The organism is Methylobacterium sp. A49B, assembly GCF_053346215.1.
Genome location: NZ_JBKFBO010000140.1, coordinates 67,241 through 89,892 on the forward strand (window position 1 = coordinate 67,241; position 22,652 = coordinate 89,892).

Annotated in this window: 33 protein-coding genes; 10 read left to right on the forward strand and 23 right to left on the reverse strand. The window is 71.4% G+C overall.

Annotation, left to right across the window (positions count from 1 at the left end; genetic code table 11):
• Positions 1 to 48: 48 nt before the first annotated feature.
• On the forward strand, positions 49 to 498 hold the full coding sequence (locus tag ACLBX9_RS29140) for a cupin domain-containing protein (RefSeq protein WP_010684260.1): 450 nt from the start codon (positions 49 to 51) through the stop codon (positions 496 to 498).
• Positions 499 to 650: 152 nt separating this feature from the next.
• Positions 651 to 911, forward strand: a complete 261-nt coding sequence (locus ACLBX9_RS29145; protein WP_010684259.1) for a hypothetical protein — start codon at positions 651 to 653, stop codon at positions 909 to 911.
• Positions 912 to 1,662: 751 nt separating this feature from the next.
• Here ACLBX9_RS29145 and ACLBX9_RS29150 read toward each other — a convergent pair.
• From ACLBX9_RS29150 to osmF, 6 genes are all read right to left on the reverse strand, one after another.
• Positions 1,663 to 2,106, reverse strand: a complete 444-nt coding sequence (locus tag ACLBX9_RS29150) for a hypothetical protein (protein WP_010684257.1) — start codon at positions 2,104 to 2,106, stop codon at positions 1,663 to 1,665.
• 164 nt (positions 2,107 to 2,270) lie between these two features.
• On the reverse strand, positions 2,271 to 2,483 hold the full coding sequence (locus ACLBX9_RS29155) for a hypothetical protein (RefSeq protein WP_039893338.1): 213 nt from the start codon (positions 2,481 to 2,483) through the stop codon (positions 2,271 to 2,273).
• Between the two features lie 256 nt (positions 2,484 to 2,739).
• Entirely contained in the window at positions 2,740 to 3,483 is a 744-nt protein-coding gene (locus tag ACLBX9_RS29160; protein ID WP_447721354.1) for an ABC transporter permease, read from the reverse strand.
• Positions 3,480 to 4,412, reverse strand: a complete 933-nt coding sequence (locus ACLBX9_RS29165) for an ABC transporter ATP-binding protein (protein WP_010684254.1) — start codon at positions 4,410 to 4,412, stop codon at positions 3,480 to 3,482. Before ACLBX9_RS29165 ends, ACLBX9_RS29160 begins: the two co-directional genes overlap by 4 nt.
• Positions 4,409 to 5,626, reverse strand: coding sequence for an ABC transporter permease (locus ACLBX9_RS29170; RefSeq protein ID WP_447721355.1), 1,218 nt, complete (start codon positions 5,624 to 5,626; stop codon positions 4,409 to 4,411). Before ACLBX9_RS29170 ends, ACLBX9_RS29165 begins: the two co-directional genes overlap by 4 nt.
• Positions 5,627 to 5,679: 53 nt before the next feature.
• The gene (gene osmF / locus ACLBX9_RS29175; RefSeq protein ID WP_447721356.1) at positions 5,680 to 6,588 is read right to left on the reverse strand and encodes a glycine betaine ABC transporter substrate-binding protein OsmF; all 909 of its coding nucleotides are present in this window, start codon (positions 6,586 to 6,588) and stop codon (positions 5,680 to 5,682) included.
• 349 nt (positions 6,589 to 6,937) lie between these two features.
• Between osmF and ACLBX9_RS29180 the strand changes: the two genes are divergently transcribed.
• Positions 6,938 to 7,153 carry a hypothetical protein gene (locus tag ACLBX9_RS29180; RefSeq protein ID WP_010684251.1) on the forward strand — a complete coding sequence of 72 codons (216 nt, stop codon included), beginning with the start codon at positions 6,938 to 6,940 and terminating at the stop codon, positions 7,151 to 7,153.
• A 35-nt stretch (positions 7,154 to 7,188) separates the two neighbouring features.
• On the opposite strand, the gene ACLBX9_RS29185 is transcribed toward ACLBX9_RS29180, so the two are convergent.
• The 7 genes from ACLBX9_RS29185 to ACLBX9_RS29215 form a co-directional block, all read right to left on the reverse strand.
• Positions 7,189 to 8,658, reverse strand: coding sequence for a protein adenylyltransferase SelO (locus tag ACLBX9_RS29185; RefSeq protein ID WP_447721357.1), 1,470 nt, complete (start codon positions 8,656 to 8,658; stop codon positions 7,189 to 7,191).
• Between the two features lie 72 nt (positions 8,659 to 8,730).
• Positions 8,731 to 9,660: an oxidoreductase gene (locus ACLBX9_RS29190; protein WP_447721358.1), complete on the reverse strand. Its 930-nt coding sequence runs from the start codon at positions 9,658 to 9,660 to the stop codon at positions 8,731 to 8,733.
• 95 nt (positions 9,661 to 9,755) lie between these two features.
• A complete protein-coding gene (locus ACLBX9_RS29195) occupies positions 9,756 to 10,760 on the reverse strand; it encodes a phosphatase PAP2 family protein (RefSeq protein ID WP_447721359.1) in 1,005 nt (334 codons plus the stop codon).
• A 186-nt stretch (positions 10,761 to 10,946) separates the two neighbouring features.
• On the reverse strand, positions 10,947 to 11,213 hold the full coding sequence (locus ACLBX9_RS29200) for a hypothetical protein (RefSeq protein WP_447721360.1): 267 nt from the start codon (positions 11,211 to 11,213) through the stop codon (positions 10,947 to 10,949).
• Positions 11,214 to 11,626: 413 nt separating this feature from the next.
• A complete protein-coding gene (locus ACLBX9_RS29205) occupies positions 11,627 to 12,172 on the reverse strand; it encodes a MucR family transcriptional regulator (protein WP_010684246.1) in 546 nt (181 codons plus the stop codon).
• Between the two features lie 338 nt (positions 12,173 to 12,510).
• On the reverse strand, positions 12,511 to 12,813 hold the full coding sequence (locus ACLBX9_RS29210; protein ID WP_447721361.1) for a hypothetical protein: 303 nt from the start codon (positions 12,811 to 12,813) through the stop codon (positions 12,511 to 12,513).
• 178 nt (positions 12,814 to 12,991) lie between these two features.
• The gene (locus ACLBX9_RS29215; RefSeq protein ID WP_447721362.1) at positions 12,992 to 13,372 is read right to left on the reverse strand and encodes a hypothetical protein; all 381 of its coding nucleotides are present in this window, start codon (positions 13,370 to 13,372) and stop codon (positions 12,992 to 12,994) included.
• 212 nt (positions 13,373 to 13,584) lie between these two features.
• Here ACLBX9_RS29215 and ACLBX9_RS29220 point away from each other — a divergent pair, with 212 nt between their 5' ends.
• On the forward strand, positions 13,585 to 13,920 hold the full coding sequence (locus ACLBX9_RS29220; RefSeq protein ID WP_447721363.1) for a hypothetical protein: 336 nt from the start codon (positions 13,585 to 13,587) through the stop codon (positions 13,918 to 13,920).
• Between the two features lie 18 nt (positions 13,921 to 13,938).
• On the opposite strand, the gene ACLBX9_RS29225 is transcribed toward ACLBX9_RS29220, so the two are convergent.
• Together ACLBX9_RS29225 and ACLBX9_RS29230 are read right to left on the reverse strand one after the other, a co-directional pair.
• A complete protein-coding gene (locus tag ACLBX9_RS29225; protein WP_010684242.1) occupies positions 13,939 to 14,172 on the reverse strand; it encodes a DUF2171 domain-containing protein in 234 nt (77 codons plus the stop codon).
• 109 nt (positions 14,173 to 14,281) lie between these two features.
• The gene (locus ACLBX9_RS29230) at positions 14,282 to 14,449 is read right to left on the reverse strand and encodes a hypothetical protein (RefSeq protein ID WP_447721364.1); all 168 of its coding nucleotides are present in this window, start codon (positions 14,447 to 14,449) and stop codon (positions 14,282 to 14,284) included.
• 157 nt (positions 14,450 to 14,606) lie between these two features.
• On the opposite strand from ACLBX9_RS29230, the gene ACLBX9_RS29235 reads away from it, so the two are divergent.
• Positions 14,607 to 14,852, forward strand: coding sequence for a hypothetical protein (locus tag ACLBX9_RS29235; RefSeq protein WP_447721365.1), 246 nt, complete (start codon positions 14,607 to 14,609; stop codon positions 14,850 to 14,852).
• Between the two features lie 7 nt (positions 14,853 to 14,859).
• On the opposite strand, the gene ACLBX9_RS29240 is transcribed toward ACLBX9_RS29235, so the two are convergent.
• Together ACLBX9_RS29240 and ACLBX9_RS29245 are read right to left on the reverse strand one after the other, a co-directional pair.
• Positions 14,860 to 15,048: a hypothetical protein gene (locus tag ACLBX9_RS29240; protein WP_010684239.1), complete on the reverse strand. Its 189-nt coding sequence runs from the start codon at positions 15,046 to 15,048 to the stop codon at positions 14,860 to 14,862.
• Between the two features lie 116 nt (positions 15,049 to 15,164).
• A complete protein-coding gene (locus tag ACLBX9_RS29245) occupies positions 15,165 to 15,428 on the reverse strand; it encodes a hypothetical protein (RefSeq protein WP_447721366.1) in 264 nt (87 codons plus the stop codon).
• A gap of 169 nt (positions 15,429 to 15,597) precedes the next feature.
• Here ACLBX9_RS29245 and ACLBX9_RS29250 point away from each other — a divergent pair, with 169 nt between their 5' ends.
• Together ACLBX9_RS29250 and ACLBX9_RS29255 are read left to right on the forward strand one after the other, a co-directional pair.
• Positions 15,598 to 15,876 (forward strand): hypothetical protein, encoded by a 279-nt coding sequence (locus ACLBX9_RS29250; protein WP_010684237.1) that lies wholly within the window; start codon positions 15,598 to 15,600, stop codon positions 15,874 to 15,876.
• 78 nt (positions 15,877 to 15,954) lie between these two features.
• Positions 15,955 to 16,251: a hypothetical protein gene (locus tag ACLBX9_RS29255; protein WP_244625552.1), complete on the forward strand. Its 297-nt coding sequence runs from the start codon at positions 15,955 to 15,957 to the stop codon at positions 16,249 to 16,251.
• Positions 16,252 to 16,275: 24 nt separating this feature from the next.
• On the opposite strand, the gene ACLBX9_RS29260 is transcribed toward ACLBX9_RS29255, so the two are convergent.
• From ACLBX9_RS29260 to ACLBX9_RS29275, 4 genes are all read right to left on the reverse strand, one after another.
• Complete coding sequence (locus ACLBX9_RS29260; protein ID WP_010684235.1) at positions 16,276 to 16,488, reverse strand: hypothetical protein; 213 nt, start codon at positions 16,486 to 16,488, stop codon at positions 16,276 to 16,278.
• 12 nt (positions 16,489 to 16,500) lie between these two features.
• Positions 16,501 to 16,893, reverse strand: coding sequence for a hypothetical protein (locus tag ACLBX9_RS29265; RefSeq protein WP_010684234.1), 393 nt, complete (start codon positions 16,891 to 16,893; stop codon positions 16,501 to 16,503).
• Between the two features lie 93 nt (positions 16,894 to 16,986).
• On the reverse strand, positions 16,987 to 17,724 hold the full coding sequence (locus tag ACLBX9_RS29270; RefSeq protein WP_447721367.1) for a DUF4336 domain-containing protein: 738 nt from the start codon (positions 17,722 to 17,724) through the stop codon (positions 16,987 to 16,989).
• A gap of 140 nt (positions 17,725 to 17,864) precedes the next feature.
• A complete protein-coding gene (locus ACLBX9_RS29275) occupies positions 17,865 to 18,449 on the reverse strand; it encodes a YgjV family protein (protein WP_010684232.1) in 585 nt (194 codons plus the stop codon).
• Between the two features lie 445 nt (positions 18,450 to 18,894).
• Between ACLBX9_RS29275 and gntA the strand changes: the two genes are divergently transcribed.
• The 3 genes from gntA to egtD are packed head-to-tail and all read left to right on the forward strand — an operon-like array spanning position 18,895 to position 21,531.
• Positions 18,895 to 19,650: a guanitoxin biosynthesis heme-dependent pre-guanitoxin N-hydroxylase GntA gene (gntA, locus tag ACLBX9_RS29280; RefSeq protein ID WP_447721368.1), complete on the forward strand. Its 756-nt coding sequence runs from the start codon at positions 18,895 to 18,897 to the stop codon at positions 19,648 to 19,650.
• Positions 19,651 to 19,660: 10 nt separating this feature from the next.
• Positions 19,661 to 20,611: a methyltransferase gene (locus ACLBX9_RS29285; protein ID WP_447721369.1), complete on the forward strand. Its 951-nt coding sequence runs from the start codon at positions 19,661 to 19,663 to the stop codon at positions 20,609 to 20,611.
• Positions 20,608 to 21,531, forward strand: coding sequence for an L-histidine N(alpha)-methyltransferase (gene egtD / locus ACLBX9_RS29290; RefSeq protein WP_447721370.1), 924 nt, complete (start codon positions 20,608 to 20,610; stop codon positions 21,529 to 21,531). The genes ACLBX9_RS29285 and egtD overlap by 4 nt, the downstream gene beginning before the upstream one ends.
• 24 nt (positions 21,532 to 21,555) lie before the next feature.
• Here egtD and ACLBX9_RS29295 read toward each other — a convergent pair whose 3' ends face one another.
• Positions 21,556 to 21,780: a hypothetical protein gene (locus ACLBX9_RS29295; RefSeq protein ID WP_010684228.1), complete on the reverse strand. Its 225-nt coding sequence runs from the start codon at positions 21,778 to 21,780 to the stop codon at positions 21,556 to 21,558.
• A 169-nt stretch (positions 21,781 to 21,949) separates the two neighbouring features.
• Entirely contained in the window at positions 21,950 to 22,318 is a 369-nt protein-coding gene (locus ACLBX9_RS29300; protein WP_447721371.1) for a hypothetical protein, read from the reverse strand.
• Positions 22,319 to 22,652 lie beyond the last annotated feature (334 nt).

Below are 22,652 nucleotides of genomic sequence, written 5' to 3' on the forward strand. Positions count from 1 at the left end.
TAACCGCGGGCGCAGATCCGGTCGTTCTCGACCCGGCGGGACCGTGCCATGCTGCCCGAAATGGAGGATGCCATGGACCGCCGCCCCACGATCGCCCACGCCCGCCTTTCCATCTGTCTCTGCACCTGCCTCTGGACCGCCGGCACCCTCCTCCTCGCCGGCGCGGCCACGGCCCAGGAGGTCAAGCGGACCGAACTCGGCCGCGCGCCGGTCTCCGGCGACGAAACCCGGGAGATCGTCATGCAGCTCGTCGAGATCCCGCCGGGCGCCACATCGCGGCGGCATTTCCACAACGGGGAGGAGGCCTACTACGTGCTCGAGGGCGCGCTGGCCCAGGTCCCGGGCCAGCAAGCCAAGGAGCGCCCGGCGGGCGAGCACGGCATCAACCGGCGCGGGGTGCCCCATGCCGGTTACACGGTCGCCGGCGACAGGACCCTGAAGATCCTGTCGGTCTACGTCGTCGACAAGGGCAAGCCGCTCCAGGAGGCCGCGGAGTGACCCGCCGCCCCCGCCGGGCCGCGGGCCATCCGGGCGCTCGGTTTGCCACATCCGTGGCGGAAACATGGCAGAAGCTTGACCATTCGGCCCGAATCGTATTATAGCTTGACCGTTGCGTTGCGGATACACCCCGGATTGTTCTGGAGGTTCGGATGTGCGCGCGGAAGACGTTCTACATCTTCGCCAAGGCTTCGGACGAACAGCAGTTCTGCGCTGTCCGTCAGGACCAGCCGATCCCGTCGATGATCGACGGCGTCCGGTGGACCTATGTGAGCTGCATCGACACGTCGCGGGACCGGCCTTTCGGCTTCGACATCGACCGGGCGCATGAGGCCATGCGCGAGGGCGGCATCTACTTCTATCGGCGCGAGCTGTTGTTCCGGCGCGCCAACTTCCTGCTCGAAGCCGCCTGACGGCACGGCGCCGCGCGCGGTGCAGGACCCGACAGGCTTGGGTCTCCATCCGGCTCCGGGAAGCGGATCCGGCGGCTCCGTGCCGCTGCGTCCCCGTTCGCCTCCGGCGGCGCGGGAGCGGCGACAGGTCCTCGGTCCGCGCGAAGCCTTCGCGGGGACAACGGCATTATCCCTGCGTGCGGCCCGTGGAACCGGGCCCCGGCTCAGGGGAGGACAGGCCGTGCCACGGAAGGCTCTCGCCGTGATCGTGCTGGCGACACTCGGACATGCTCCGTCTGCGGCCTGGGCATGGGGCATTCCTGGCTGCGCCAACCTGCCCGAATACAATCGCGCCCTGGGTGCCCTGCAGGGCATGACCAGCGCGTGCGACATGAGCATTGAGGAGGCGCGCCGGGTCATCGCCGCCCATGACGGCGTCGCGCCGGCACCGCCCGCCGCCACGCCAACACCACCCGCCGCCATGCCAGCACCGCCCGCGCCGTCGCCTCGGCTTCACACGCCGCACCGCGGACAGCACCCGCACGGCGCGACACACCGCCGGAAGCGCCGGGCATCCTGAGCGGATCTTCATCGGCAGCCGCACGATGCACGGTCAGCCACCTCAGGATGCGGGGTTTGGATGGGATCCGTCCGAACACCGTCCTGCGGATCCTATCCTGGAGCTTGGACCAGCCGACCCGCCATCCGCGTGGATTCCTGGTCGGGTGCCGGCTTTCGTCGCGAGGTTGGCGGCCCCTTTTGCGAAACCTCCTCAGACGTCGTCGGTGGCCCCGACGACAAGGCCGGCGCGGGCCCGTGCCCAGTCCCGATCACGCTCGGCCTGCTTGGCCCGCTGCTCGGCCGCGTAGGCGTCCTGCTCCGCGCGCTCACGCCTGCGCCGACGCGCGTCAGCCGCCGCCGCCCGCTTGCGCCACGCCTCGGTCTGCGCCTTCTGGCGCTGGAGTTCCTCGACCGTGACGGGCTCGATCTCCGGCTTGGGCTCGGCCCAGGCGTAGGTCCGCCGCGGGGCCGGCCGGGACGCCGAGGACGCGACCCGCGGCGGCCGGATTGCGCGGGCCGCCGCGGCGAGCGTCAGGCCGGCGCCGGCGGCGATGCGGGCGGCGGCGGCGAGGCCGGCCTCACGCTCGCCCGCCGTGGCGCCGTGTTCGGCCAGAGCGAGACATTTCTCAAGCCGGGCTCGATCGACAGGTGTCATGGCCAGGGCTCATTACGCCGAGGTGGACCGCTCGTCTCGCCGAGCCACGTCCGGCCACGATATGCCGGAGCAGGTTTCGCGAGGGGCACCGGTTCCGCGACGAGCAACTGCGACCGATCCAGGATCTCAGCGGATGACGCGTTGGCTTGCCGATGCAAGTCTGCTCAAGCCTCCGGCCCCGCCTTGCCCGGGGTGCCCGACCCGCCCGCGTCGTTTCGCAATCCGCCCAGGACGAGGAGGATGTGCTCCAGCAGGGCCTTCGAGTGCCAGGCGGCACCCCGGCCGGTGTGATCGTCCGGCAGGCCGGAACTGGCGTCATAGGCCGCACGCAGCTCGGCGAGCTGGCGCATCCGCAGTTCGGGATCGCTGGAACCCACGGCCCATTCCCCCGGCTGGCGCTGGTCTGCGGTACGCCCCCGCAAACAAGCCTTCGACCATCCCGAGTCGGGGAGTTGGAAAACCGTGTCTGAACGGTCCCTGCGACCTTTAGCGCCGGGACGCCTGGACATACGCCGCAGGCTCCCCGACCGTATGGTCAAGGATGCGGTGCCGTTCTGGTCGGCCCCAACCATCAGACAGGGGATTCCACGCCCCAGGACCGCGCGTACGATCCTGCCCGACAGCTAGCCGATTCTAGGAAGGAAATCCAGCCCGTCGCGCGGCCCTGAGCTGCAGGTTCTGAAAGCCCGCATCGATCAGGATCGCCATTGCCGCAACGGTCAGGCCGCCCTGCAGGACGTAGGCTGTGTTTCCGGTGAGCAGGCCGGAGACGATGGCCTCGCCCAGCGTGCTGGCCGCCACGGTCGAGCCCAGGGTGGCGGTCGCGAGGCCGATGACGGCCGAAACCCGGATCCCGGAGAGGATCATCGGAAGGGCGAGGGGCAACTCCACCGCGACGAGCCGCTGGCGATCAGTCATGCCGGTGCCGCGGGCTGCCTCCATCAGCGCCGGATCGAGGCCGCCGAGGCCGGTCAGCGCCGTCTCGAAGACGGGCAGCAGCCCATACAGGATGAGCGCGATCAGGGTCGGGACGGTGCCGAACCCTACGACCGGCACCGCCAGAGCCAGGACCGCCACCGGCGGGAAGGTCTGGCCGAGATTGGCCACCGCCCGGGCGAAGGGCAGGACGTCGCGCCCGGCGGGGCGGGTCGCCACGACGGCGAAGCCCACGCCGAGGAGGCTGGCCGCCGCGGTGGCGGCCGCGACCAGCAGGAGATGGTTGATCGCCAGCGTCAGGAGCGGCGTCTGCACGTAGATCGGCGGGGTGTCGCCGGGGGCGAAGGGCCGGAACAGACCCGCGAAGGCCTCCGGCGCGATCAGGAAGGCGCCGAGCAGGACGAGGAGCGCGAGCTTCAGGAGGACCGGCCCCCACCTCACGGCCCGGCACCCTGCGCTTCGAGGGCCGCGCGGGTGACCCGGCCCAGGACCACGCCGTCCCGACTGACCGGAAGGGCATCGCGCCGCGACCAGAGGCTCTCGGCCAGCGCCGCGCGCACCGAGGTCCCGGCCGGGATCGGCGCACCCGGTGCCGCGCCGGGCTCGACGAGAGCGTCCACCGCGCGCAGGCCCATGAGCTGGAACGCCCGGTCTCCGCCGCCGAGGAGCGCCCCGACGAACGGGGTCGCGGGCGCGCCGATCAGCGCCGCGGGGCTGGCCTCCTGCACGAGGCGCCCCGCATCCATGACGGCGATCCGGTCGCCGAGGCGCAGGGCCTCGTTCATGTCGTGGGTCACCAGCACGATGGTGGTGCGGAAGCGCCGCTGGAGCGCCAGCAGATCCTCCTGGGCCCGGCCGCGGATGATCGGGTCGAGGGCGCCGAAGGGCTCGTCCATCAGCAGGATCGGCGGTTCGGCCGCCAGCGCGCGGGCGACGCCGATCCGCTGCTGCTCGCCGCCCGAGAGCGCCCCCGGCAGGCGGTCCCGGTAGAGCGCCGGCTCAAGGCGGAACAGGCCCAGCAGTTCGTCCACCCGCGCGGCGATCCGCCCGCGGTCCCAGCCGAGCAGGCGCGGGACGGTGCCGATATTCTCCGCGACGGTGCGGTGTGGGAAGAGCCCGTGCCCCTGGATGGCGTAGCCGATCCCCCGCCGCAGGACGTGCGGCGGGACGGTCCGGACGTCGCGGCCGGCCACGCGGACGATGCCGGCGCTGGGCTCGACGAGGCGGTTGATCATCCGCAGCAGGGTCGTCTTGCCCGATCCCGAGGTGCCGACCACCGCCAGGATCGCGCCGGCCTCGACCCGGAGACTGACCTCCGCGACCACCGTGCGGGCGCCGAAGGTGCGGCTGACCTGCGCGAGCTCGATCACGGCCCCTCCCCCCGCGGGCGGGCGAGATCGATGACGGCGTCGAGCAGGATCGCGGCCGCGCCCGCCATGGCGACCGTCGGGAGAGCCCCGAGCAGGACGAGGTCGCCCGCGTTCTGGCTGACGCCCTGGAAGACGAAAACGCCGAGCCCGCCGCCGCCGACGAGACCCGCGATCACCGCCAGGCCGATGTTCTGCACGAGCACGATTCGGATCCCGGTGAGGATCGCCGGGCGGGCGAGCGGCAGCTCCACCTGGAGGAGGCGTTGCCGCCCGGTCATGCCGACGCCCCGGGCCGCGTCGCTCACCGGCCCGGGCACGGCATCGAGGCCGGCCACGGTGGCGGCGGCCACCGGCAGGAGCGCGTAGGCGAACAGGGCCAGGAAGGCCGGCGCGAGGCCGATCCCCGCGATGCCGAGATCGCCCGCTCCCGGGATCGTCCGGCCGATCCAGGCCAGCGGGGCGATCAGCATCCCGAACAGCGCCATGGACGGGATGGTCTGCACGACGTTGAGGATCGCGAGCAGCGCGGTGCGCAGCGCCGGGACCGGCCGCGCCACGATGGCGGCGGGAATGCCGAACGCTGCGGCGGCTGCCACCGACGACAGGGCGAGGCCGGCATGGGTCCGGACCTCGCGGCCGAACGTGTCGGAGCGGCTCGCGTACTCCCGCAGGACCGAGAGCTGGTCCCAGAACCCGGAGCGCAGGGCGAGCCCCGCCAGGAGCGAAGCGGCCGCCAGCAGCGCGATCCGGATCACGGGCCCCGGCCGCTGGCGCGCCAGCCCGTCGCCCAGGGCGAGGCCGGCACACGCGAAGCCGAGCCACCAGCCCGCATCCGGCGAGACCCGGCCGTAGCGGTCGCCGGGCGCGGTCAGGTGATCGGCCGCCCAGCCGGCCGCGAGGCCGAGCATCAGGAGCGTGACGCCACCGGCCGCGGCGCGCAGGCGCGGGTCGATCCGCAGGGCGAGCAACGGTGCGGCGAACGCGAGGAGGATGCCGAAGGCGAGGGCCTGGCCGGACGGTAGGGCGGTCCACGGCATCAGGGACGTCCCCGCCGCGATTCGGTTCGGCCGGGCCGTCACGAAGGGCAGAACCAGGACGCTCAGGCCGATCACGACCGCGAAGACCGAGCCCAGCGGATCGAGGCCGGGCCGGAACAGGCCCAGCAGGGGTCCGCCCGGATCCGGGCGCTTCCACGTCACAGAGGTTCCGTCCATCCCCACGCTCCGATCACGGCCGCCCGCGCGGAGCGCGCCGTCCCCGTCCACACCTAGGGCACGAAGCCGTTGCGCCTGAGGAAATCCGCCGCGACGGAGGAGGCCGGCTCGCCGGCGAGCTGCACGCGGCCGTTGAGGTCCCGCAGCGTCGCCAGATCGAGCCGGCGGAAGATCGGGTCGAGAATGGTCGCGATCTCCGGATGCGCCCTGAGGATCGTCCCCCGGACCACCGGGGCGGGCTGGTAGACCGGCTGGACGCTCCGATCGTCGTCCATCACCACGAGCTTGGCGGCCGAGAGGCTGCCGTCGGTCCCGAACACCATGGCGGCGCTGGTCCCGGAGGTGCCGCGCGCCGCCGCCGCAATCGTGGCGGCGGTGTCCCCGCCCGCAAGTATGACGAGCTGATCCGGCCTGAGTGCGAAGCCGTAGGTCCTGCCGAAGGCCGGCAGGGCGGCCGGCGCGGCCACGAATTCCGAGGATGCCGCGAGCTTGATCGACCCGCCACCGGCCACGTAGCGGCCGAGATCGGTCATGGTCTTCAGGCCGTTGGCCGCGGCGATGTCGGCGCGCACCGCGATCGCCCAGGTGTTGTTGGCCGAGGCCGGCGCCAGCCAGACGAGATCGTTGGCCTTCCGGTCCAGGGTTCTGGCGGTCTCGTAGGCCGCCGCCGGATCCTTCCAGACCGGCAGGGCCTGCTGGCCGAAGAAGAAGGCCGCGTTGCCGGTGTATTCCGGGTAGATGTCGATCTGGCCCTCGATCAGCGCTTGGCGCACGATCGCGGTGGCGCCGAGCTGGATCCTGTCGACCGTCGGAATGCCGTTCGCCCGCAAAGCCTGGAGGATGATGGACCCGAGGACGCCACCCTCCGTGTCGATCTTGGAGGCGACCACGACGCCGCCTGCCCAGGCGCAGGGCACGGCGAGCCACAACGCGACGAGGCCCGCGAGGATCCGCTTCACCATCGTCCCGGGATCTCCTGTGCGCGCGCAGGCCGTGGCCGCGCGGATCGATAGCATGGTCGCCGTGTTGGCCGCTCCGGAGCCGTGACCGAACTGGCATCCGGCATCGGGGGATCGCGTCTCTCGGTCGAAACGCCCCGCGACCCGCCTGCCCCTCGGGCCGGCGCCGGAAAGGACGGGGGCCGCGGTCCGAGCGCGATCTGTCGGCGGCGGCCCGGCCTACCAGACATTCAAACAAATCGTCCAAATTCGATTAAAATCGATTAACCTTGATATTCATCCGAGGTGAACGACAGCGATTGAAATGACATATGATGTAATATCAGTATTCATCTCGTTGGACGTGACGGATATGTCATATTCGATCCTCGTACGCGATCTCGCCGGAGCGGACGGAACGGCGCCGCAGCTCCTGGCCTACGACATCCCGGATTTCGCCGAGGCGGCGGCCCTCGTGTCGGGGATCGCCAGCTCCTACCGGGACCACGGATTCAACCCGGCGACCCGGGTCCATTGGTTCCGGTCCGCCGGCACCGTGCACGAGATCTACACCTGGCCCCAACCCTGAGGGCACCCGGCGGCGGTCGAGGCGCCGGGCGGGCATCAGGTGCCGCAGAACGTCCGGTAGCCGACACCGCCGCCCGCGGGCGCCTCTGCGTAGCGGGCGTGACCGGGCTGATCCGCGTAGGGACTCGACAGCACGGCCAGCATTTCCTCGAACGGCCCGAAGTCGCCGCGCTCGACGGCCGCCTCGATCATCGCCTCGACGCGGTGATTGCGCGGGATGAAGGCGGGATTGACCGCCCGCATCGCGGCCGCCGTCGCGGCCGGGTCGGCTTGCGACAGCCGCGCGCGCCAGCGCCCGGCCCAGTCGTCGAACGCGGTGGGATCGACGAACAGGTCGCGCACCGCTCCGTCCGCCTCCGACCGCTCCGCGGCGGCGCATAGCTTGCGGAACGTCAGCGTGAAGTCGGCCTGGTTCTCGGCCATCCGCTTCAGGAGGTCGCCCGCCAGGGCGGCGTCGCCATCGCGCGGCTCGGACAGGCCGATCTTGCGGGCGAGGCCGCCGTGATAGGCGGCCTCGAAGCGCGGCGCGTAGCCGGCGAGCGCCGCTTCGGCCTCGGCGACCGCAGCGGTCTCGTCGGACGCGAGCAGCGGCAGCAGGGTCTCCGCCAGGCGGGTCAGGTTCCAGAGCGCGATGCGTGGCTGCTCCCCGTAGGCGTAGCGGCCGTTGCGGTCGATGGAGCTGTAGACCGTTCGGGGATCGTAGGCGTCGAGGAAGGCGCAGGGCCCGTAATCGATCGTCTCGCCGGCCACCGACATGTTGTCGGTGTTCATCACCCCGTGGACGAAGCCGACGAGCAGCCAGCGCGCCACCAGCTCGGCCTGCGCGGCCACGACCGCCTCCAGCAGCGCCCGGTAGGGGTTCGGGGCCCGCGCGGCCTCCGGATAGTGCCGGGCCGCCACGTGGTCGGCGAGCGCCCGCAGGCCCTCGACGTCGCCCCGGGCCGCGAAGAACTGGAAGGTGCCGACCCGGATGTGGCTGGCGGCGGCGCGGGTCAGCACCGCACCGGGCAGCAGCGTCTCGCGCACCACGGGCTCGCCCGTCGCCACGGCGGCGAGCGCCCGGGTGGTCGGGATGCCGAGCGCCGCCATCGCCTCGCTGACGAGGTACTCGCGCAGCACCGGCCCAAGCGCCGCGCGGCCGTCGCCGCGCCGGGAGAACGGCGTCGGCCCCGAGCCCTTCAGCTGGATGTCGCGGCGGCGCCCGTTCCGGTCGACGACCTCGCCGAGGAGGAGTGCGCGGCCGTCGCCGAGCTGCGGCACGAACTGGCCGAACTGGTGCCCGGCATAGGCGGCGGCGAGGGGGTCGGCCCCCTCGGGGACGCCGTTCCCGCCCAGCGCCGCCACGCCCTCCGGCCCCGCGAGCCAGTCCGGATCGAGGCCGAGCTCCTCCGCGAGGGCGCGGTTCAGCCGGATCAGGCGGGGCGCCGCCACCGGGGTCGGCACATGGCGGGCGAAGAAGCGCTCCGGCAGGCGGGCGTAGCTGTTGTCGAAAGGAAGTGCCGTCATCGCGGGGATCTATGGAGGAGGATGCGGACGAGCAAGCCGGGCCGCAGCCCGGATGGCGGCCCGGAGGTCGGATCAGACGGTGCAGGCGATTCCGGTTAGGTCCTCCGACACGGACCAGAGCCGCTGCGCGACGGCCCTGTCCCGGGCCTGCGCGGCGATGTCGGAGCGCGCCGGGTGGCCCTGGAGTTCCCAGATCCCGTCCGGGCCGTAATAGTCGCCGCCCTCCGCCTCCGGGGCCGTGGCGGCGTAGAGCAGCGGCAGCGCCCCCTGCGCGGCGGACTGGCCGATCACCGAGAAGATCAGGTGGCCCGCGAGCCGCTGGACCGGGCCGGCCCGGTCGCCGCGCCGGAACACGTCGGTGCGGGCCGCACCGGGATGGGCCGGGATCGCGCGGATCGGCACGCCGGCGGCCTTCAGGCGCCGGTCGAGCTCAAGGCCGAACATCAGCATGGCGAGCTTCGACTGCCGATAGGCGCGCTGCGGACCGTAGGAGCGCTGGAGCTGCAAGTCGTCGAAGTGGATCCGGCCGGAACGGTGCGCGAGGCTCGCCACCGGGACGACCCGGGACGCGGCCTCGCGCCGGACGAAGGGCAGGAGCAGGCCCGCCAGGGCGAAATGGCCCAGGTAGTTGGTGCCGAGCTGGCGCTCGAAGCCGTCCTCCGTCTCCTCCCGGCGCGGCACGGCGGCGATGCCGGCATTGAGCAGGAGGATGTCGATCGGCCGTTCCTCGGAGCGCCACCGGTCGCCGAAGGCCCGAACGCTGGCGAGGCGGGCGGTGTCCAGCGCCTGGATCGCGATCCGCGCGTCCGGGCACTGGCGCCGGATCGAGACCCTGGCGCGCTCGGCCTTGGCCTCGTCCCGGGCGGCGAGGACGACCTCGGCTCCGGCCCTGGCCAGGGCGAACGCGGCCTCGTAGCCGAGCCCGCTCGTCGCGCCGGTGACGAGTGCGAGCCGTCCGGCCTGACTGGGTATGTCGCGGGTCGTCCATCGGCTCTGGGCCATCGTCGCGCGCACCTCCGCTGTCTGGGTAATCACCCGGACGCGGCGCGGTTCGCGGCGCCGTTCGCGGCACAGTTCCCGAGTCCGCCGCGGTGCCTTCAGGCGTCCGCCGGGCCGATGGTCGCGGGCGCCGGGGCCGCACAGACCGGATCGCCGAACGGCGCGCGGATGCGGCCCCGCGCCCGGACGGCCAGGGCCGCACCCGCGAGCAGCGCCCCTGCCAGCACGTCCGGCAGGTAGTGGCCGCCCGCGCCGATGGTGGCGACGATCACGGCGGCGTTGAGGAGGAGCGCCAGAGGCCCGAGAACCGGAAGGGGTGCGAGCGCCCAGGCGGTCAGGATCGCGAGGCAGACGTGGAACGACGGGAAGGTGGCGAGCCCGCGGAGGTCGCCGAGCGCCAGCGTGTCCAGCGTGCCCGCGCGCAGCCGCGCCACCGGCTCCAGGTGCCAGAGCGCGCCGACCGTCTCCAGGGGCTCGGAGGGGATCCGGCGGAGCGCGTAGGTCGCGTAGGGCCCGAGGGCCGGCAGCAGCGCGGCGAGGACGATCACGCACAGGAGCGTCGCGGAGAACAGGCGGACGAAGCTCCACAGCCGGCCGAGGCGCCGGGTCGCGCTCAGGGCGATCACCACGAGGCCGACCTGGGGGCCGCTGGAATGATAGGCCAGGGCCAGCCACCAGGACAGTGCGGGATGCTCCGCCAGGAAGGCCACGTAGGCCGTCCAGTCGAAGCCGAGAGCGGCCTCGAGGCGGACGAGGGCGCCGTCCACGAACGGCAGCCCGAGCCCCGCGGCGAGGAAGTGCAGCACCGCCACCGGGACCGTGAAGACGATCAGGAACGCGGTCGCCAGAGCCATGCCGCGCAGGGGCGGATCGGACTTCACCGTGCTGAGGCAGGCGGCGGCGGCGAGGAGCACGAGCACGAGGGCGGCTGCGAGGGCGAAACCGGCGGGCTCGACCGAGACATGGGCGACGCGCAGCCAGACGGTGTCGATCGCGATGATCGCGAGGCTCAGCCCCCAGAGCCGCGGATCGGGCGCAGCGATCCCGGATGTGTGACGGCGAAGGAGCCTCGGCCAGGGGCCGGACGCGGCTTCACCGGGCAAGGCGTCTGGCGAGCGGGAGGCGGGTTCGCGGGGGCTCGGGGCGACCCGGTCTTGACGCATGGTCCCGCTCAACTCGCCTGACACAGCCACGGCTCGGCCGCGCTGAGGAGACTCGCGACGACCGCTTTGGTTCGCCCGCGGACCCTGCGGGCCCACCCGGACATGCTGGGGTCTGTCGTAGGGACCCTACCGGTCGGACTTCGGCGGCGTATCGGCGGTCGGCGACTTGCCGGTGCCGACCGCGCCCTCCGTGGGCGGCACGGCGGCAGGGTTGGTCACGGCGTCGGTCGCGGTCTTCCCCGGCTCCTGCGTGTCGGCGGCCGGCTTGCCCGCCGTCTCGGCCTTCGGCGCCGTGCCGGGCGCGGACCCGTCCCGTGCCTGTGCCTGCGCCAGCGCGGGCGCGCCGGCCAGAGTGAGCGCAGCAAGGAGAAGGGTGGGGATCGACCGGTTCAAGCGTGGCTCCTGACGATGATGACGGGCCAACGGTCGGGCCGCCCGGGTCGTTCCGCGTGCCGGGACCACCGCCCGGCACCCGCGGTTCGCCAGGGATCCGCCGGGGTGCGTGAGCGCCAACCGCGAGCGCTATCGATGGCTGGCGACCAGACCCACGACCCTCGAGATCCGGAAAACCGGGCCCAGGGAGGGCCCTGACGTGCCGGCGGGCGGCAGATCCGAGACCCGAAACAGTCCGCCGCGCGAGGCGCGCAGCCGGTCTCCGCAGGAGGACCGCGATCACAACACGCACGATAACCCCGGCCAGGACAGCCACAAAAGGCAGTCCCATCGCCCGGCCGAGGGGAAGCACTGTCCGGCGACACGGCCGCGACACCGGCCCGACCTCCCCCGTCAGCGCCGGGCCGGAATCCTCACTCGGCCGCTTCGGTCTTCTTGGTCCTGCGGCCCCTGCCCGCCTTCGCCGGCGCGGCGTCGCGGCCATCGGCCTCCGGGGCCGCCACGGACTCGGATGCGTCGGCGCGCTTCGCGGCCGGGCTCCGGCGCTTGTGACCCAGGCCGGCGTTGCGGGCGAACTCGGCCCGCATCGCCGAGTAGTTGGAGGCCGTGGTCGGATAGTCGGGCGGGAGGCCGTAGCGCTGCCGGTACTGCTCGATGGTCATGCCGTTCCCGGTGAGATGCCGCTTCAGCGTCTTGTACGGCTTGCCGTCGATGAAGCTGATGAGTGCGTCCGGCGTGACTGATTTCTTGATCTGCGCAGGCGTCGCCTTCTTGAAGTCCGGCTCGGCGGGCGTCGTAGACTGGCCGAGGCCGGTCAGCGCAGCATGGACGCCGGACAGAAGCGTCGGCAGATCAGGCACGGGAACGGAGTTGTTGGCCACATAAGCGGAAACGATATCGGCGGTCAGCTCGACGAAATCGATCTGGTCCTGATGCGGGACCGAAATGTTGTCTTCCATTGGCGCCTCTCACACGGGAGTCCGCCATGAACGTGACGTCTCCTCTCGCCAGTCAAGTCCTTATCTGCCAGAATATAACTGATTATCGTCGTTATCTACCATATCCGCCGCCAAATACCAACATAGATCAATTGGTCAATGCGGATGGATAAAGTGCGTTACACTGTGTCCCGACGTCCGACCCGGCGGCGCGCGCACGGCTGCCCGCGGCCGATTCAGGATGTGTTAACCTCGCCGTGGTCTGGTGTGGCGTCGCTCCGGCTTGGGGGCCTAGAAGCCGAACGGCAGGCGGGCCGAGCTTTGTTCCCAGCTCGGCCCGCGCCCTTCCCGGGCGACATTCAGGTGTTGGCGGCGTTCCCGATCGGCGTGGTGATGGCGCCCCGCTTCCCCGCTGGAACCACGGCCTGCAGCACGCGCGCCGGTCCCGCCCCGAATTCCGCCCGGTAGGTGCGCTCCAGCGTCATCAGCGTGCGCATCGGCGCCTCCGCCAGGTCGAGGAGGCGGGCATCGCGCCAGTGAAGCTTGGTCAGGCCGTTGCGGCTGAACCAGCGTGGCTTCTCTTCTTCGACAAGCAGGATCAGCTTGCCCGACCAGGTCTTGCGAAACCAGAACCGTCCCGTGAGCTTGGCCGCGCCGAACATGCAGCACCTCGCGTGAGAGCCCCCTAAGGCAACGCTTGCGAAGCGCGGCGGTTTCCGGACGAAGCAGCCGCCGCCCGACTATCCGCGCCGCCGATCACCGGCGCGCGCCTCTGCGTGGAAGCGCAGTTGGAAGTGCGCTTGGAAACGCATGAGGAAGCCGACCCGGCATCGCCCACGTTCACCCGCGCGCCGGGCTGTTCTGGCGCCAGCGTGCCAGACCGTTGAGCACCAGGCCGGCGCCCGCCCCGGCCACTGCCGCACCGGCCTTCACCAGGAAATCGTCGACCCGACCGTGACGCGTGCTCGTCAGGGTCTGCGCCGCTTCGAGGCCGCCGGCTAAGAGGACGCTGCCGACCAGGATCACGAGCCAGTGCCGCGGGTAGGCCATCATCATGATCAAGCTCGCGAGCGCGTAGGCGGCGGTCCGCTCGATGCTGGGATTGGCGGTCACGACTGGCCGGAAGCCGATCGGCACCAGCGTGACGACCACGAGGAGGGCGACCAGGACCCAAGCCGCCAATTGCACCCAGGCGAGCCGCTGCATATCCGATTTCGGCATCGAAGCCCCGTAAGCGCACGTTGTCTGTTCGGGCACCCGGTGATGCCCAACCCGGCCTGTAGCATAAGGACGTTTCTTCTCCGGAAATCCTTCCCGGCGCCGGATGAGGGCCCGCGTCGCGGCAGCCCGATCCGACGGCTACGGTACCAAGGCCGCGCAGTGTTGCCGATCCGTTCTATCAGGTCGGGCTCCGGATGGGGCATAGAGGGGGCATGCGCATGCCGGTGCTCAGCCTGTCCGCGACACTCGTCCTGATTTCCCCTGCCGCCGTATCGGCCCCGGCGGCGCCTCAGGGCGATCCGCGAGCGCTGGAGCTGGCGTGGCACCGCTGCCTGCGCGAGGCCTACACGCGCCAGCCGCCCGGGCAGAGCCGCGCGGGCGACGAGCGCAATGCCCTCGACGAGTGCAGGCCCCGCGAGGATGCCCTGGTGGCGGCCCTGATGTCCGGCCGCCGCGCCGATGACGGCCGATCCGGGACGATCTGGACCCGGACCTGGGCCGCCTTCGTCGAACCGCTGACGGCTTGGTTCGGCGCGCTGCGGCGCTGACGCGAAGCGGGTGTCGGCTCAGGAGGTCGACCACTCGCGCTTCACCTCCTCGGCCGGCCGGTCGAGATGCACCCTGCCGTCGGAGACGGACTGCACGAAGTCGAGGGGGATGTAGTGGTGGAGGCCGCCCGCGGCGGCGTCGGTCTTGGTCAGTTTGATCTCGCCCTTGTCGACATGGTCGACCGTGCCGACATGCGCCCCATCCGAGCCGATCACCTCGGCGTGCTCCTGGATCTGCGCGACATCGACCATCGAGAACCTCCGGTTTTCTCGACGACAACCGCGCCGGTCCGGCACCGTTCCTGCACGGGGCCGCGCCGCGACGATCGGTCGGGCGCCGTCCTCGGGCCGGCGCTTCGCGTCAGGCGCCGCCGATGCCGGTCGTGACCTTGCCGGTACCCTGACAGTCCGGACAGGTCTTGGCCTCGACCTTGCCCGTGCCGCCGCAGGCGCGACAGAGATTCTCGCCGGTGCCGGGCGCGCCCGGTGGCGCCTCATCGCCGGGTTTTCCGGGATCCGTGTCGGCCATCGCGCGCTCCTGACGGAAACGAGTTCCTGCGGGAGGCAAACCGGGGCGGAACGATGCTGTTCCGGGCCGTGATGGTACCGGCGCCGGGCCCCGTCTCCGCGGCGTCGCACCGCGCCGGCCGCGCAGAACCGGACCGGCAGAGGATCGTTGCGCCTCCATGACAGAGCTGCATCCCACCCCGCACCTGGATCCGATCGTCGAGGCCCGCCGCCGGGAGATGGCGACCGAGCACCTGCTCTTCGGGACGATCCGCTTCCTTGCCCAACGCCATCCGGAACTGCTGGACGAACTCGAGGGCAGTCTCGACCACCTGTGGGACAGGGCCGAGGGGGAGGCGCGGGATGATGCGGCCGTGCGCAAGATCGCCAGCCGCATCATCCACAGCCTGCGGGCTGAGCGGTGAGGGGCCCCTAGCGCTGGGGCGTATCGGTCAACCGGATGGTCGGGATCATCTCGACGGCCTTCGCGGTGACGCGGTCGAAGGTCTCGCCGGTCAGGCCGCGTTCCGCCGCCAGCTTCCGGATCCGCTCTGAATGTTGTGAAAGGGTAAGGCCGAAATAGGTCTTCTCTGTCGCCTGATCGACAGCCTCGTTCGCCACGCGTCAACTCCTGTTCGCGATGTGGGTGGGATCGCAGATTTGGTCGAGCACGCGCCGATCTTCAAGGGCGGACTGCGTCCGGCCGGCCCGCATACGGCGGCCGGCCGGACGTCCGACTATCGGGCGCAACCGATGCAGATGCCCCGGGTAATCGCGTCGTTGCGCTGCTCGACGGGATCGCGCCGCTCGATGCTGCCGGTCTCGTTCGCGTTGAGGGCGCTCGGGTTCGGAACGGTCTGGCCGGTCGCGGCGGTGTGGGGCGCCTTGGCGGCCGTGGCCGGGCCGCCGCCGGTGCCCGTCTGGCTGACGGGGTCGGCCCAGGCGGGGACGGCCCCCAGGCAGAGGGCGGTGGCGAGCGTGAGGATCGGGGATCTGCGCATGTGAAGCTCCCGGAACGGCATGCATCTGCCTGTGCGAAACCGACGCACCCGAGCCGCCGAAGTTCCCGCCCGCCGGACCGACGGCCGTGCCGATCCCGGCATCGGTGCCCGCTGACGCCACAGCAACCATGGCCTATGAGGATCTCCGAGGATCCGAAGGGGATGACGGATGGGCAACGGCGACGGCGGCAGCGCGCCCAACGCGAAGATCGCGGAGGTCCAGCGGCTCGCGACGGCGCTCGCGGCCCGCGTGCGCTACGCGCAGCTCGTGGGGCGGCCGGTCTACGACGAGCAGATCTCTGCCTTAGTGAACGCCGCCCGCCTCATGGACGAGCAGAACGCGCCCTGGCCGCCCATGGTCGAGGAGGTGCTGACCGAACTCGCGAAATCCCTCGAGGGCGCTGAAGCGGTGGACGGCACGGCGCAGGCGGCGACGGAAGCGAACTGAGATCGCGCGAGCGGCATTCCCCTCGTATCGCGGCGCATGCCCGCCCGGTCATGCGCGCGCGACCGAAGACGCAGGTGAATGATGGAGCAGGATACACCCGAAATTGATCGGGCGGCCCGCACGATCGCCGAGAACGTGTATGCCGCCTACTGGCGCCACGCCACCGGCGCGGACCATCCGCAGATCGAGCAGACGGTCCTCGCCCGTCTTGCCGAGGCCATCCGACCCGAGATCCCGGGCGGTTCGCCGGGCGTCATCATCGCCGCGGCCAACGCGGTGCTGGACGCGTTCGAGCAGCAGAACCCGGGCCTTCGCGGACCGCGGGTGAGCGCCCTCAACCGGGCGGACGGTTCGGTGGGGATGGGCCCGGCCTGAGCTCGAGGCGGGAACAGTGCCGCCTCAGGCGGCCACCTCGGCGATGGAGCGCGGCTCCCGGTTCGGCCGGCCGCCCGCCTCGCGCCGGAGACGCGCCAGTTCGGGATAGGCGTGCACGTGGATCTTACCGTGCGAAGCGCGCACCGGGCGGCCAAAGGTCTCCCGGTTGCGGGCCTGGAGCCGCTTCTGCGAATTCAGGATCTGCGCGATCGTCGCGGCCTCGTCGGGCGCGATCATCGCGACGTCGGCCTAGTCGCGGAGGTCGGCGCGGCTGCGCGGGAGCCGCCGCGGGCTGTTCCGGGCCTTCAGCCAGTAGACGGTGTCCAGGATGACCACCGGCGCCACCGCCAGCGCAGCCGCGAGCGTGCGGCCCCGCCGCGGGTTGGACGGCGCCGAGCGGGCCGCCAGCAATCCGCCATCGAGCATGTCGCCGGCCACCCGCAGGCCGAGTTGCCGCTCCGGCTCATCGGCCGCCAGGATCGCGACCCCGGAGGCGATCTCGCGCAGCCCGTAGAGCTGGATGAGGGTCTCGTGTCCCTCCAGCCCCGTGGCTCCGGCGACGCGCCGCGGCGCGAAGGTCTCGGCGAGACCGAGGCCGATCCCGAACCAGGCCAGCCCGCGGGCCATCGTCCGATCATCCATGGAAAACCCTGCTCCGCGCCGCCGAACCATGATCGGCCAACCGGGCGGCCTCGGTCGTGTTCCTGCCGGGTGGGACCGGCGTGGGGCCGGCGATCAGCCGGGTGGTCCGAGCCAGCGCAGGGCGTGGCGCAGCCGCGCGGTCGCATCCCCCGCGAACCACAGCCCGTGGGCGAAGACGACCCGCTCAGGCTTCAGCGCGATCAGGGATGCGGCGGCCCGCGCCGCCGCGCGCCGGTGCAGCCGGATCACGAGGCGCAGGTAGGGCGGCGGCTGCCCGTGCGGCGGCGTCATCCGGGCGACGCGCAGGAACGGCCGCAGGAGAGCCGGCATCTTCGCCGGCTCGAGGTTGAGGACCAGATCGGTCAGGATCAGCGTGCCACTCGCGCCGTGAAAGAACGCAACCTCCCGGAACGAGAAGCCGCCGGGGACAACGACCTGGCGCAGGTCCGCCGCCCAGTCCGGAGGCGCCGCGTCGTCCAGCACACGGTCGATGCGCAGGCCGGAGCGGCGGACCTGCCCGCGCTGGCGCAGGTTCGGCGCCGCCCAGGTCAGCGCCTCAGGGCACTGCGTCTGCCAGTCCTTCAGGTAGGTCCAGTGAGCGATGTTCGGCGCGACCAAGTGGCGGATCGGCCCCAGCGCCGCGATATCCCGGTGGAGCCGCGCGTCGTAGCGCGTCGGCGAGTGCAGCCAGAGGCCGTCACGGAGCCGGACGACCGTCATCCGGACGGGCAGCGGAATGCCCAGGGCCCGCAACGGACCGCTGTCCACGATCCACACGCCGTCGGCTACGGGCTTGAGCACGTCGAGCGGGGGGTAGGTCGCCTCGGGCAAGGTCGGGAACCTCCAGATGCTACCGGGGGCGACGCATGCCCCCGGCTCGACCGAGCAACCTGACCAAGGGCGCGAGATTTCCCGAATGGATCGACGCAGGCGCCTGTCCTGCGGCCGCAGGCGCCCGGCCGGCACCTGACCTATGCCTGGACGCAGTCCGAACCCGCCGGTGCCACCGCCCGCACTTGGAAGGCCCGCAGAAGCGCGATCACCAATCCAAGGATCGTCAGCACGTCGCAGGTCAGGCCGAAGACCGAACCGACCAGGAGGTTGTGTCCGGCCCAGCACAGGGAGGCGCCCAGGAACAGCAGGCGCATGGACTGGGGCGCCTCGCGCAGGCGCGCGGTCGTGGCGAGCAGCGTGCCGGCCGCCGCGCAGGCGGACGGCCAGCCGTTCCAGGTGGCGATCGTCAGGCCGGCCGCCGCGAGCGTGCTCGCGGCGAACAGCGGCCGGACCCAGTGGCTGCGCCCGGATGCCCCCACGCAGCGCAGCGAGACGAGGCTCTGCATCACCGAGATCGCGCACATCGCCATCCCGGTGAGCGCCCCGAGCGTCAGGTAATGGGCGCCGAAACAGGCCGCGCAGGCCGCCGAGGCCAGGAGAATCCGGTCGCGGCGCGGCATGATGCCTGCAGTAAAGCCCAGGAAGAGACCCAGCGATCCGAACAGATCGAGGTGTGCCGCGGCCGAGGCGTACCAGGAAGACAGAAAATCGACGGCGTTCATCATCTGCGCCCAGCCGGCGCGGAGGCGCCGTTTCTGCCGGTTGCGCTAGGTTTGCATGGTAATCAGTTGGTTAACGGCGCTCCGCCGTCCGTTCATGGGCGCGTGAGCGTGGCTACCGCGCCGCAGCAGGAAAGCCGGCGGCGCCCTCCGTCCCTCGAGCAGGACAGAAACGCGCGTGCCTCAGTCCGTGCGAAGATGACCTTACGCCGGCCCGGCGTCCGGTGCGAAGCGCGCGACCATCGAGGCGGCCGCAAGTATTCGACCAGTTCATGCCACCCAATGACCCGATTAACATAGGTCAATGCCAGGATTGTCGCTGCTGAGCGGGGGAACAATGCATCCGGCGACCGGTTTCCCGGGCATTCCACTCGGGACAACACCGCAGCCGGGCGGGCGGCGGTGCAAGCGACTGTGCCCGATATCGGTGGCGTGATTCCCTTTCCCTATGCAGCTTCCCACGAATGACGATTGCCATCCCCTCGCTCAGCGCTTCCGGGAGTTCATCCAGCACGCGCCGTTCCCGTGCGTGGGTGCGAAATCCGCCCTGTCGCGCGGCCAGATGAAGATCGTCGTTGCCCGCGACATCACATCCGGGGGCGACGACACCCGCATCTACCCGGCGCTGCTCGCCTTCATCTGCCGCTACCGCGCGCAGCCGACCCTGTTCCAGAGCTTCGCGGTGCTGTTCGAAAGTCCCTGCACACTGTCCGAGGAGGCCTTCGAGACGGCCCTCTGGGCACGGGTTCAGTCACTGTCCGACCAGGACCAGTGCCTCGGCCAAACCTACGATCCGCGCGTCGCCTCCGATCCGGAGGATCCGCACTTCTCGCTGAGCCTCGGCCGCGAGGGCTTCTTCCTGGTCGGGCTTCACCCGCGGGCGAGCCGCCGCGCCCGGTGCTTCGAGACGCCGGCCCTCGTGTTCAACCTCCACGATCAGTTCGAGCGCCTGCGTGCCGAGGGACGCTACGAGCGCCTGCGCAGCGCGATCGTCGAGCGGGACGTCGCCTGGACCGGCTCGGTCAATCCGATGCTGGCCCAGCACGGCGAGCACTCGGCCGCCCGGCAATTCAGCGGGCGGGCGGTCCCCGAGGCGTGGGCCTGCCCGTTCCGGCGCGGCGAGGCCGCGCCCTCCTGGGACGCGCAGCAGGTGGCCGAGGATCTCTCGTTCGGCGCCTTCGTGGCGCGCCAGATGGACAGCTGAGGACCGGCCAGTGACGCGATCCGAACCGTTTCCGCAGGACGAGGATGCCGTGCTCGCTCTGGCCCGCGCCCTGCGCGACACGGGCTACACCTTCACCACGGTGACGCCCGCGACCCACGCCCACGTCAATGCCCGCCTCCGGAACGCCGAGGCGCGGAGCCTGCGCGACGTGTTCGGCTGGAGCCGGCCGTTCCGCCCCGAGGTGCTGCCCGAGCCGATCTTGCACCTGATGCGGGCGGCCGGCGCCGTCGTGGAGGACGGACCGCTCCTGCGATCCACAATCCGCTTCTCAAGCCTCGACGGCGAGTTGTTCGCCCATTCCGCCTACCCGCCGAGTGCCGCCGACGCGGTGTTCTTCGGACCCGACACGACGCGCTTCGCGAGCGCGGTGATCGCCCATCTCGAGAGCCGGACGAAGCCGGTGCGCCGCGCGGTCGATATCGGCTGCGGATCCGGCGCCGCGGGGATCTGCGTCGCCAAGCGCGCGTCGGGGGCCGAGGTCGTGCTCGTCGACATCAATCCGGCGGCCATGCGGGCGGCGCGCATCAACGGCCGGCTCGCTGGAACCGGAGGCGTGAAGGTTCTCCGCAGCGACATGCTGCGCGACGTCGAGGACAGGTTCGACCTCATCGTGTCGAATCCGCCCTTCATGATCGACCCCGCCGCGCGGGCCTATCGGCACGGCGGCGGACCGCTCGGCGCCGGCCTGTCGCTCGCCGTGACCGAGCAGGCGATCGAGCGCCTCAACCCCGGCGGCAGCCTCGTCCTGTTCACGGGCGCGGCGATCGTGGAGGGCGAGGACCCATTCCGCGAGGCGGTGGCCGAGCGCTGCACCCGCGACGGGCTGGACTGGACCTATCGGGAGTTCGATCCCGATGAGTACGGCGAGGAACTCGCCACCGCCGTCTACGATGAGGTGGAGCGCCTCGCCCTGGTCATCCTCACGGTCACGCAGCCATGAATGACGAGTTCCTCCGGGACGCCCTCGCGGGCCTGACGGCCGAGCCGAAGACGCTGCCGGGCAAGTACCTCTGGGACGAGACCGGCTCCGACTTGTTCGACCGGATCTGCCATAACGCCGACTACTACCCGACCGCCCAGGAGATGGCGCTGCTGCCGCGGGCCGCCGCGGACGTGGCCCGCCGGGTTGCGCCGGGCGTGACCGTGGTTGAGTTCGGCAGCGGGGCCAGCCGGAAGATCCGCACGCTCCTCGACGCGCTGCCCGACCCGTCCACCTACGTGGCCATCGACATCTCGGGCGATTATCTGGAGGCCGCGATCCGGCGGCTCGCGCCGGACTACCTGGGCATCGCGATGGTGCCGGTTTGCGCCGACTACTCGCGGCCGGTGCAGTTGCCGGTGGCTGCGGGACCGGGGGGGATCCTGGGCTTCTACCCGGGCACCAGCATCGGCAACTTCGAGCCGCGGGAGGCCGGCCGGTTCCTGGAGCGCGCCCGCGCGACCCTTGGGCCGAGCCTGTTCCTCGTCGGTGCGGACGGTACACATGACCCCGAGCGCCTGCAGCGCGCCTATGGCGGCGCCGATGGGCTGATGGCGGCCTTCCACGGCAACATCCTCACCCGGCTCAACCGGGAACTCGGCGCCGACTTCGACCGCGACAACTTCCGCCACGCGGTTCGCGTATGCCCCGATCCCCTGCGCGTGGAGGCCCAGCTCGTCGCGATCCGGCCCGCCCGCTACCGGCTGGGCGACCGGACCATCACGGTGGCGGCCTCCGAGGGAATCCGGACCGACACGTCGCACAAGTACACCGCGGACGCGTTCCGGGCGCTGGCGTCCGCGAGCGGCTGGACACCCCGGGCCCTCTGGCAGGCCGAGGGCGGCAGCTTCAACCTGCACCTGCTCGAGGCCGAGGCCTGACCCGAGCGCGTCCGGGTCCCGGCGTCACACGACTTCGATGGGCGCGTGCTTGCCGTCGTGGGCGGTGCCCGCCTCGAGGCTCTGAGTCTCCGACGCGCGCCCCTGATCCCGCTGCGGCGGCGGATAGTCTGTCAGCGGGCGCCAGGGCGTGGCATCGGCGCCCAGCCGGACGCCCTTGGGCCGCTGCGACATCCAGATCGCGACGGCCATCCAGGGAACGACGAAGAAAACGAAGGCGGCAAGCCCCACGGCGATCCTCCACAGACGCGTTGACGCGAGGGAACGTCCGAGCGGCCCCGCGGGATCCGGGCCGCCGCGCGGCGGCGTCACGCTGCGCGCATTGCACCGCGACGGCGCTCCGAAGGGATGCGCCTTCCTACGTGCGGCAGAGGCGTTCGCGCGGCCGGATCGTCCGTGTTCAACTCGGGGCGAGACCGTCGAAGTCATCGAAGACCACGCGGCCCGGATCGTATGTCTCGCACAGGACCCAGAGCCGCTTCCACGTCTCGTCCGTGAAGGCCCGAGCGACGATCTCCGGCTGCTCGACCATGTAGGACCCGCCAATATAGTAATCACTGTTGAAGGCCTGCGACGCCGCGGTGATCGCGCGATGCCACGCGGCGTTGGCCAGATCGGCCTCCCGCCACACCGTCGAGGGGCCGCCGTCGATCCTGGACGTCATGGAACGGGCCATGTGCTTCTGCGAGCCCGGATCGTAGCGTCCGCAGCGGATCGTCAACAGGAACGGGGAGGTGGCCGACGGCTCCTTCAGCCACAGCGGCAGCATGGCATCCAGCAGCGCGCCGGGGCTTGGGTTGGTGAGACGCCCCCACCCTCGACGGGATGTCCTCCGCGAAGTGGGCTGGCACCAAATTCGGCCGCCGCCCCGGATCGCAACCTTCATCCGTTGGCACGGGTAAAGGCCACCGCGGCGATCACGTCATCCTCGCGCGGCCTGGACGACCGTCCGCGGCGCCCGCTCGGAGATCCATCTGTTCCACAGCGTTCCGTGGAGCGCCTCCAGGATCTCCGCATTGCCCGGACCGATCACCGGGCCGCTGCGTGTGCCCGCCAGAGATCGAATCTCCTTCGGTCGCACCACGCAGGCGAGGATCCCGCCC

Excerpts from the sequence above, each read along its gene's own strand:
- ACLBX9_RS29140 (WP_010684260.1), top strand. The coding sequence starts at position 49 with ATGCTGCCCGAAATGGAGGATGCCATGGACCGCCGCCCCACGATCGCC.
- ACLBX9_RS29145 (WP_010684259.1), top strand. The coding sequence starts at position 651 with ATGTGCGCGCGGAAGACGTTCTACATCTTCGCCAAGGCTTCGGACGAA.
- ACLBX9_RS29150 (WP_010684257.1), bottom strand. The coding sequence starts at position 2,106 with ATGACACCTGTCGATCGAGCCCGGCTTGAGAAATGTCTCGCTCTGGCC.
- ACLBX9_RS29170 (WP_447721355.1), bottom strand. The coding sequence starts at position 5,626 with ATGGACGGAACCTCTGTGACGTGGAAGCGCCCGGATCCGGGCGGACCC.
- osmF (WP_447721356.1), bottom strand. The coding sequence starts at position 6,588 with ATGGTGAAGCGGATCCTCGCGGGCCTCGTCGCGTTGTGGCTCGCCGTG.
- ACLBX9_RS29180 (WP_010684251.1), top strand. The coding sequence starts at position 6,938 with ATGTCATATTCGATCCTCGTACGCGATCTCGCCGGAGCGGACGGAACG.
- ACLBX9_RS29185 (WP_447721357.1), bottom strand. The coding sequence starts at position 8,658 with ATGACGGCACTTCCTTTCGACAACAGCTACGCCCGCCTGCCGGAGCGC.
- ACLBX9_RS29190 (WP_447721358.1), bottom strand. The coding sequence starts at position 9,660 with ATGGCCCAGAGCCGATGGACGACCCGCGACATACCCAGTCAGGCCGGA.
- ACLBX9_RS29205 (WP_010684246.1), bottom strand. The coding sequence starts at position 12,172 with ATGGAAGACAACATTTCGGTCCCGCATCAGGACCAGATCGATTTCGTC.
- ACLBX9_RS29210 (WP_447721361.1), bottom strand. The coding sequence starts at position 12,813 with ATGTTCGGCGCGGCCAAGCTCACGGGACGGTTCTGGTTTCGCAAGACC.
- ACLBX9_RS29215 (WP_447721362.1), bottom strand. The coding sequence starts at position 13,372 with ATGCCGAAATCGGATATGCAGCGGCTCGCCTGGGTGCAATTGGCGGCT.
- ACLBX9_RS29220 (WP_447721363.1), top strand. The coding sequence starts at position 13,585 with ATGCGCATGCCGGTGCTCAGCCTGTCCGCGACACTCGTCCTGATTTCC.
- ACLBX9_RS29225 (WP_010684242.1), bottom strand. The coding sequence starts at position 14,172 with ATGGTCGATGTCGCGCAGATCCAGGAGCACGCCGAGGTGATCGGCTCG.
- ACLBX9_RS29230 (WP_447721364.1), bottom strand. The coding sequence starts at position 14,449 with ATGGCCGACACGGATCCCGGAAAACCCGGCGATGAGGCGCCACCGGGC.
- ACLBX9_RS29235 (WP_447721365.1), top strand. The coding sequence starts at position 14,607 with ATGACAGAGCTGCATCCCACCCCGCACCTGGATCCGATCGTCGAGGCC.
- ACLBX9_RS29245 (WP_447721366.1), bottom strand. The coding sequence starts at position 15,428 with ATGCGCAGATCCCCGATCCTCACGCTCGCCACCGCCCTCTGCCTGGGG.
- ACLBX9_RS29250 (WP_010684237.1), top strand. The coding sequence starts at position 15,598 with ATGGGCAACGGCGACGGCGGCAGCGCGCCCAACGCGAAGATCGCGGAG.
- ACLBX9_RS29255 (WP_244625552.1), top strand. The coding sequence starts at position 15,955 with ATGATGGAGCAGGATACACCCGAAATTGATCGGGCGGCCCGCACGATC.
- ACLBX9_RS29260 (WP_010684235.1), bottom strand. The coding sequence starts at position 16,488 with ATGATCGCGCCCGACGAGGCCGCGACGATCGCGCAGATCCTGAATTCG.
- ACLBX9_RS29265 (WP_010684234.1), bottom strand. The coding sequence starts at position 16,893 with ATGGATGATCGGACGATGGCCCGCGGGCTGGCCTGGTTCGGGATCGGC.
- ACLBX9_RS29275 (WP_010684232.1), bottom strand. The coding sequence starts at position 18,449 with ATGAACGCCGTCGATTTTCTGTCTTCCTGGTACGCCTCGGCCGCGGCA.
- gntA (WP_447721368.1), top strand. The coding sequence starts at position 18,895 with ATGCAGCTTCCCACGAATGACGATTGCCATCCCCTCGCTCAGCGCTTC.
- egtD (WP_447721370.1), top strand. The coding sequence starts at position 20,608 with ATGAATGACGAGTTCCTCCGGGACGCCCTCGCGGGCCTGACGGCCGAG.
- ACLBX9_RS29300 (WP_447721371.1), bottom strand. The coding sequence starts at position 22,318 with ATGCTGCCGCTGTGGCTGAAGGAGCCGTCGGCCACCTCCCCGTTCCTG.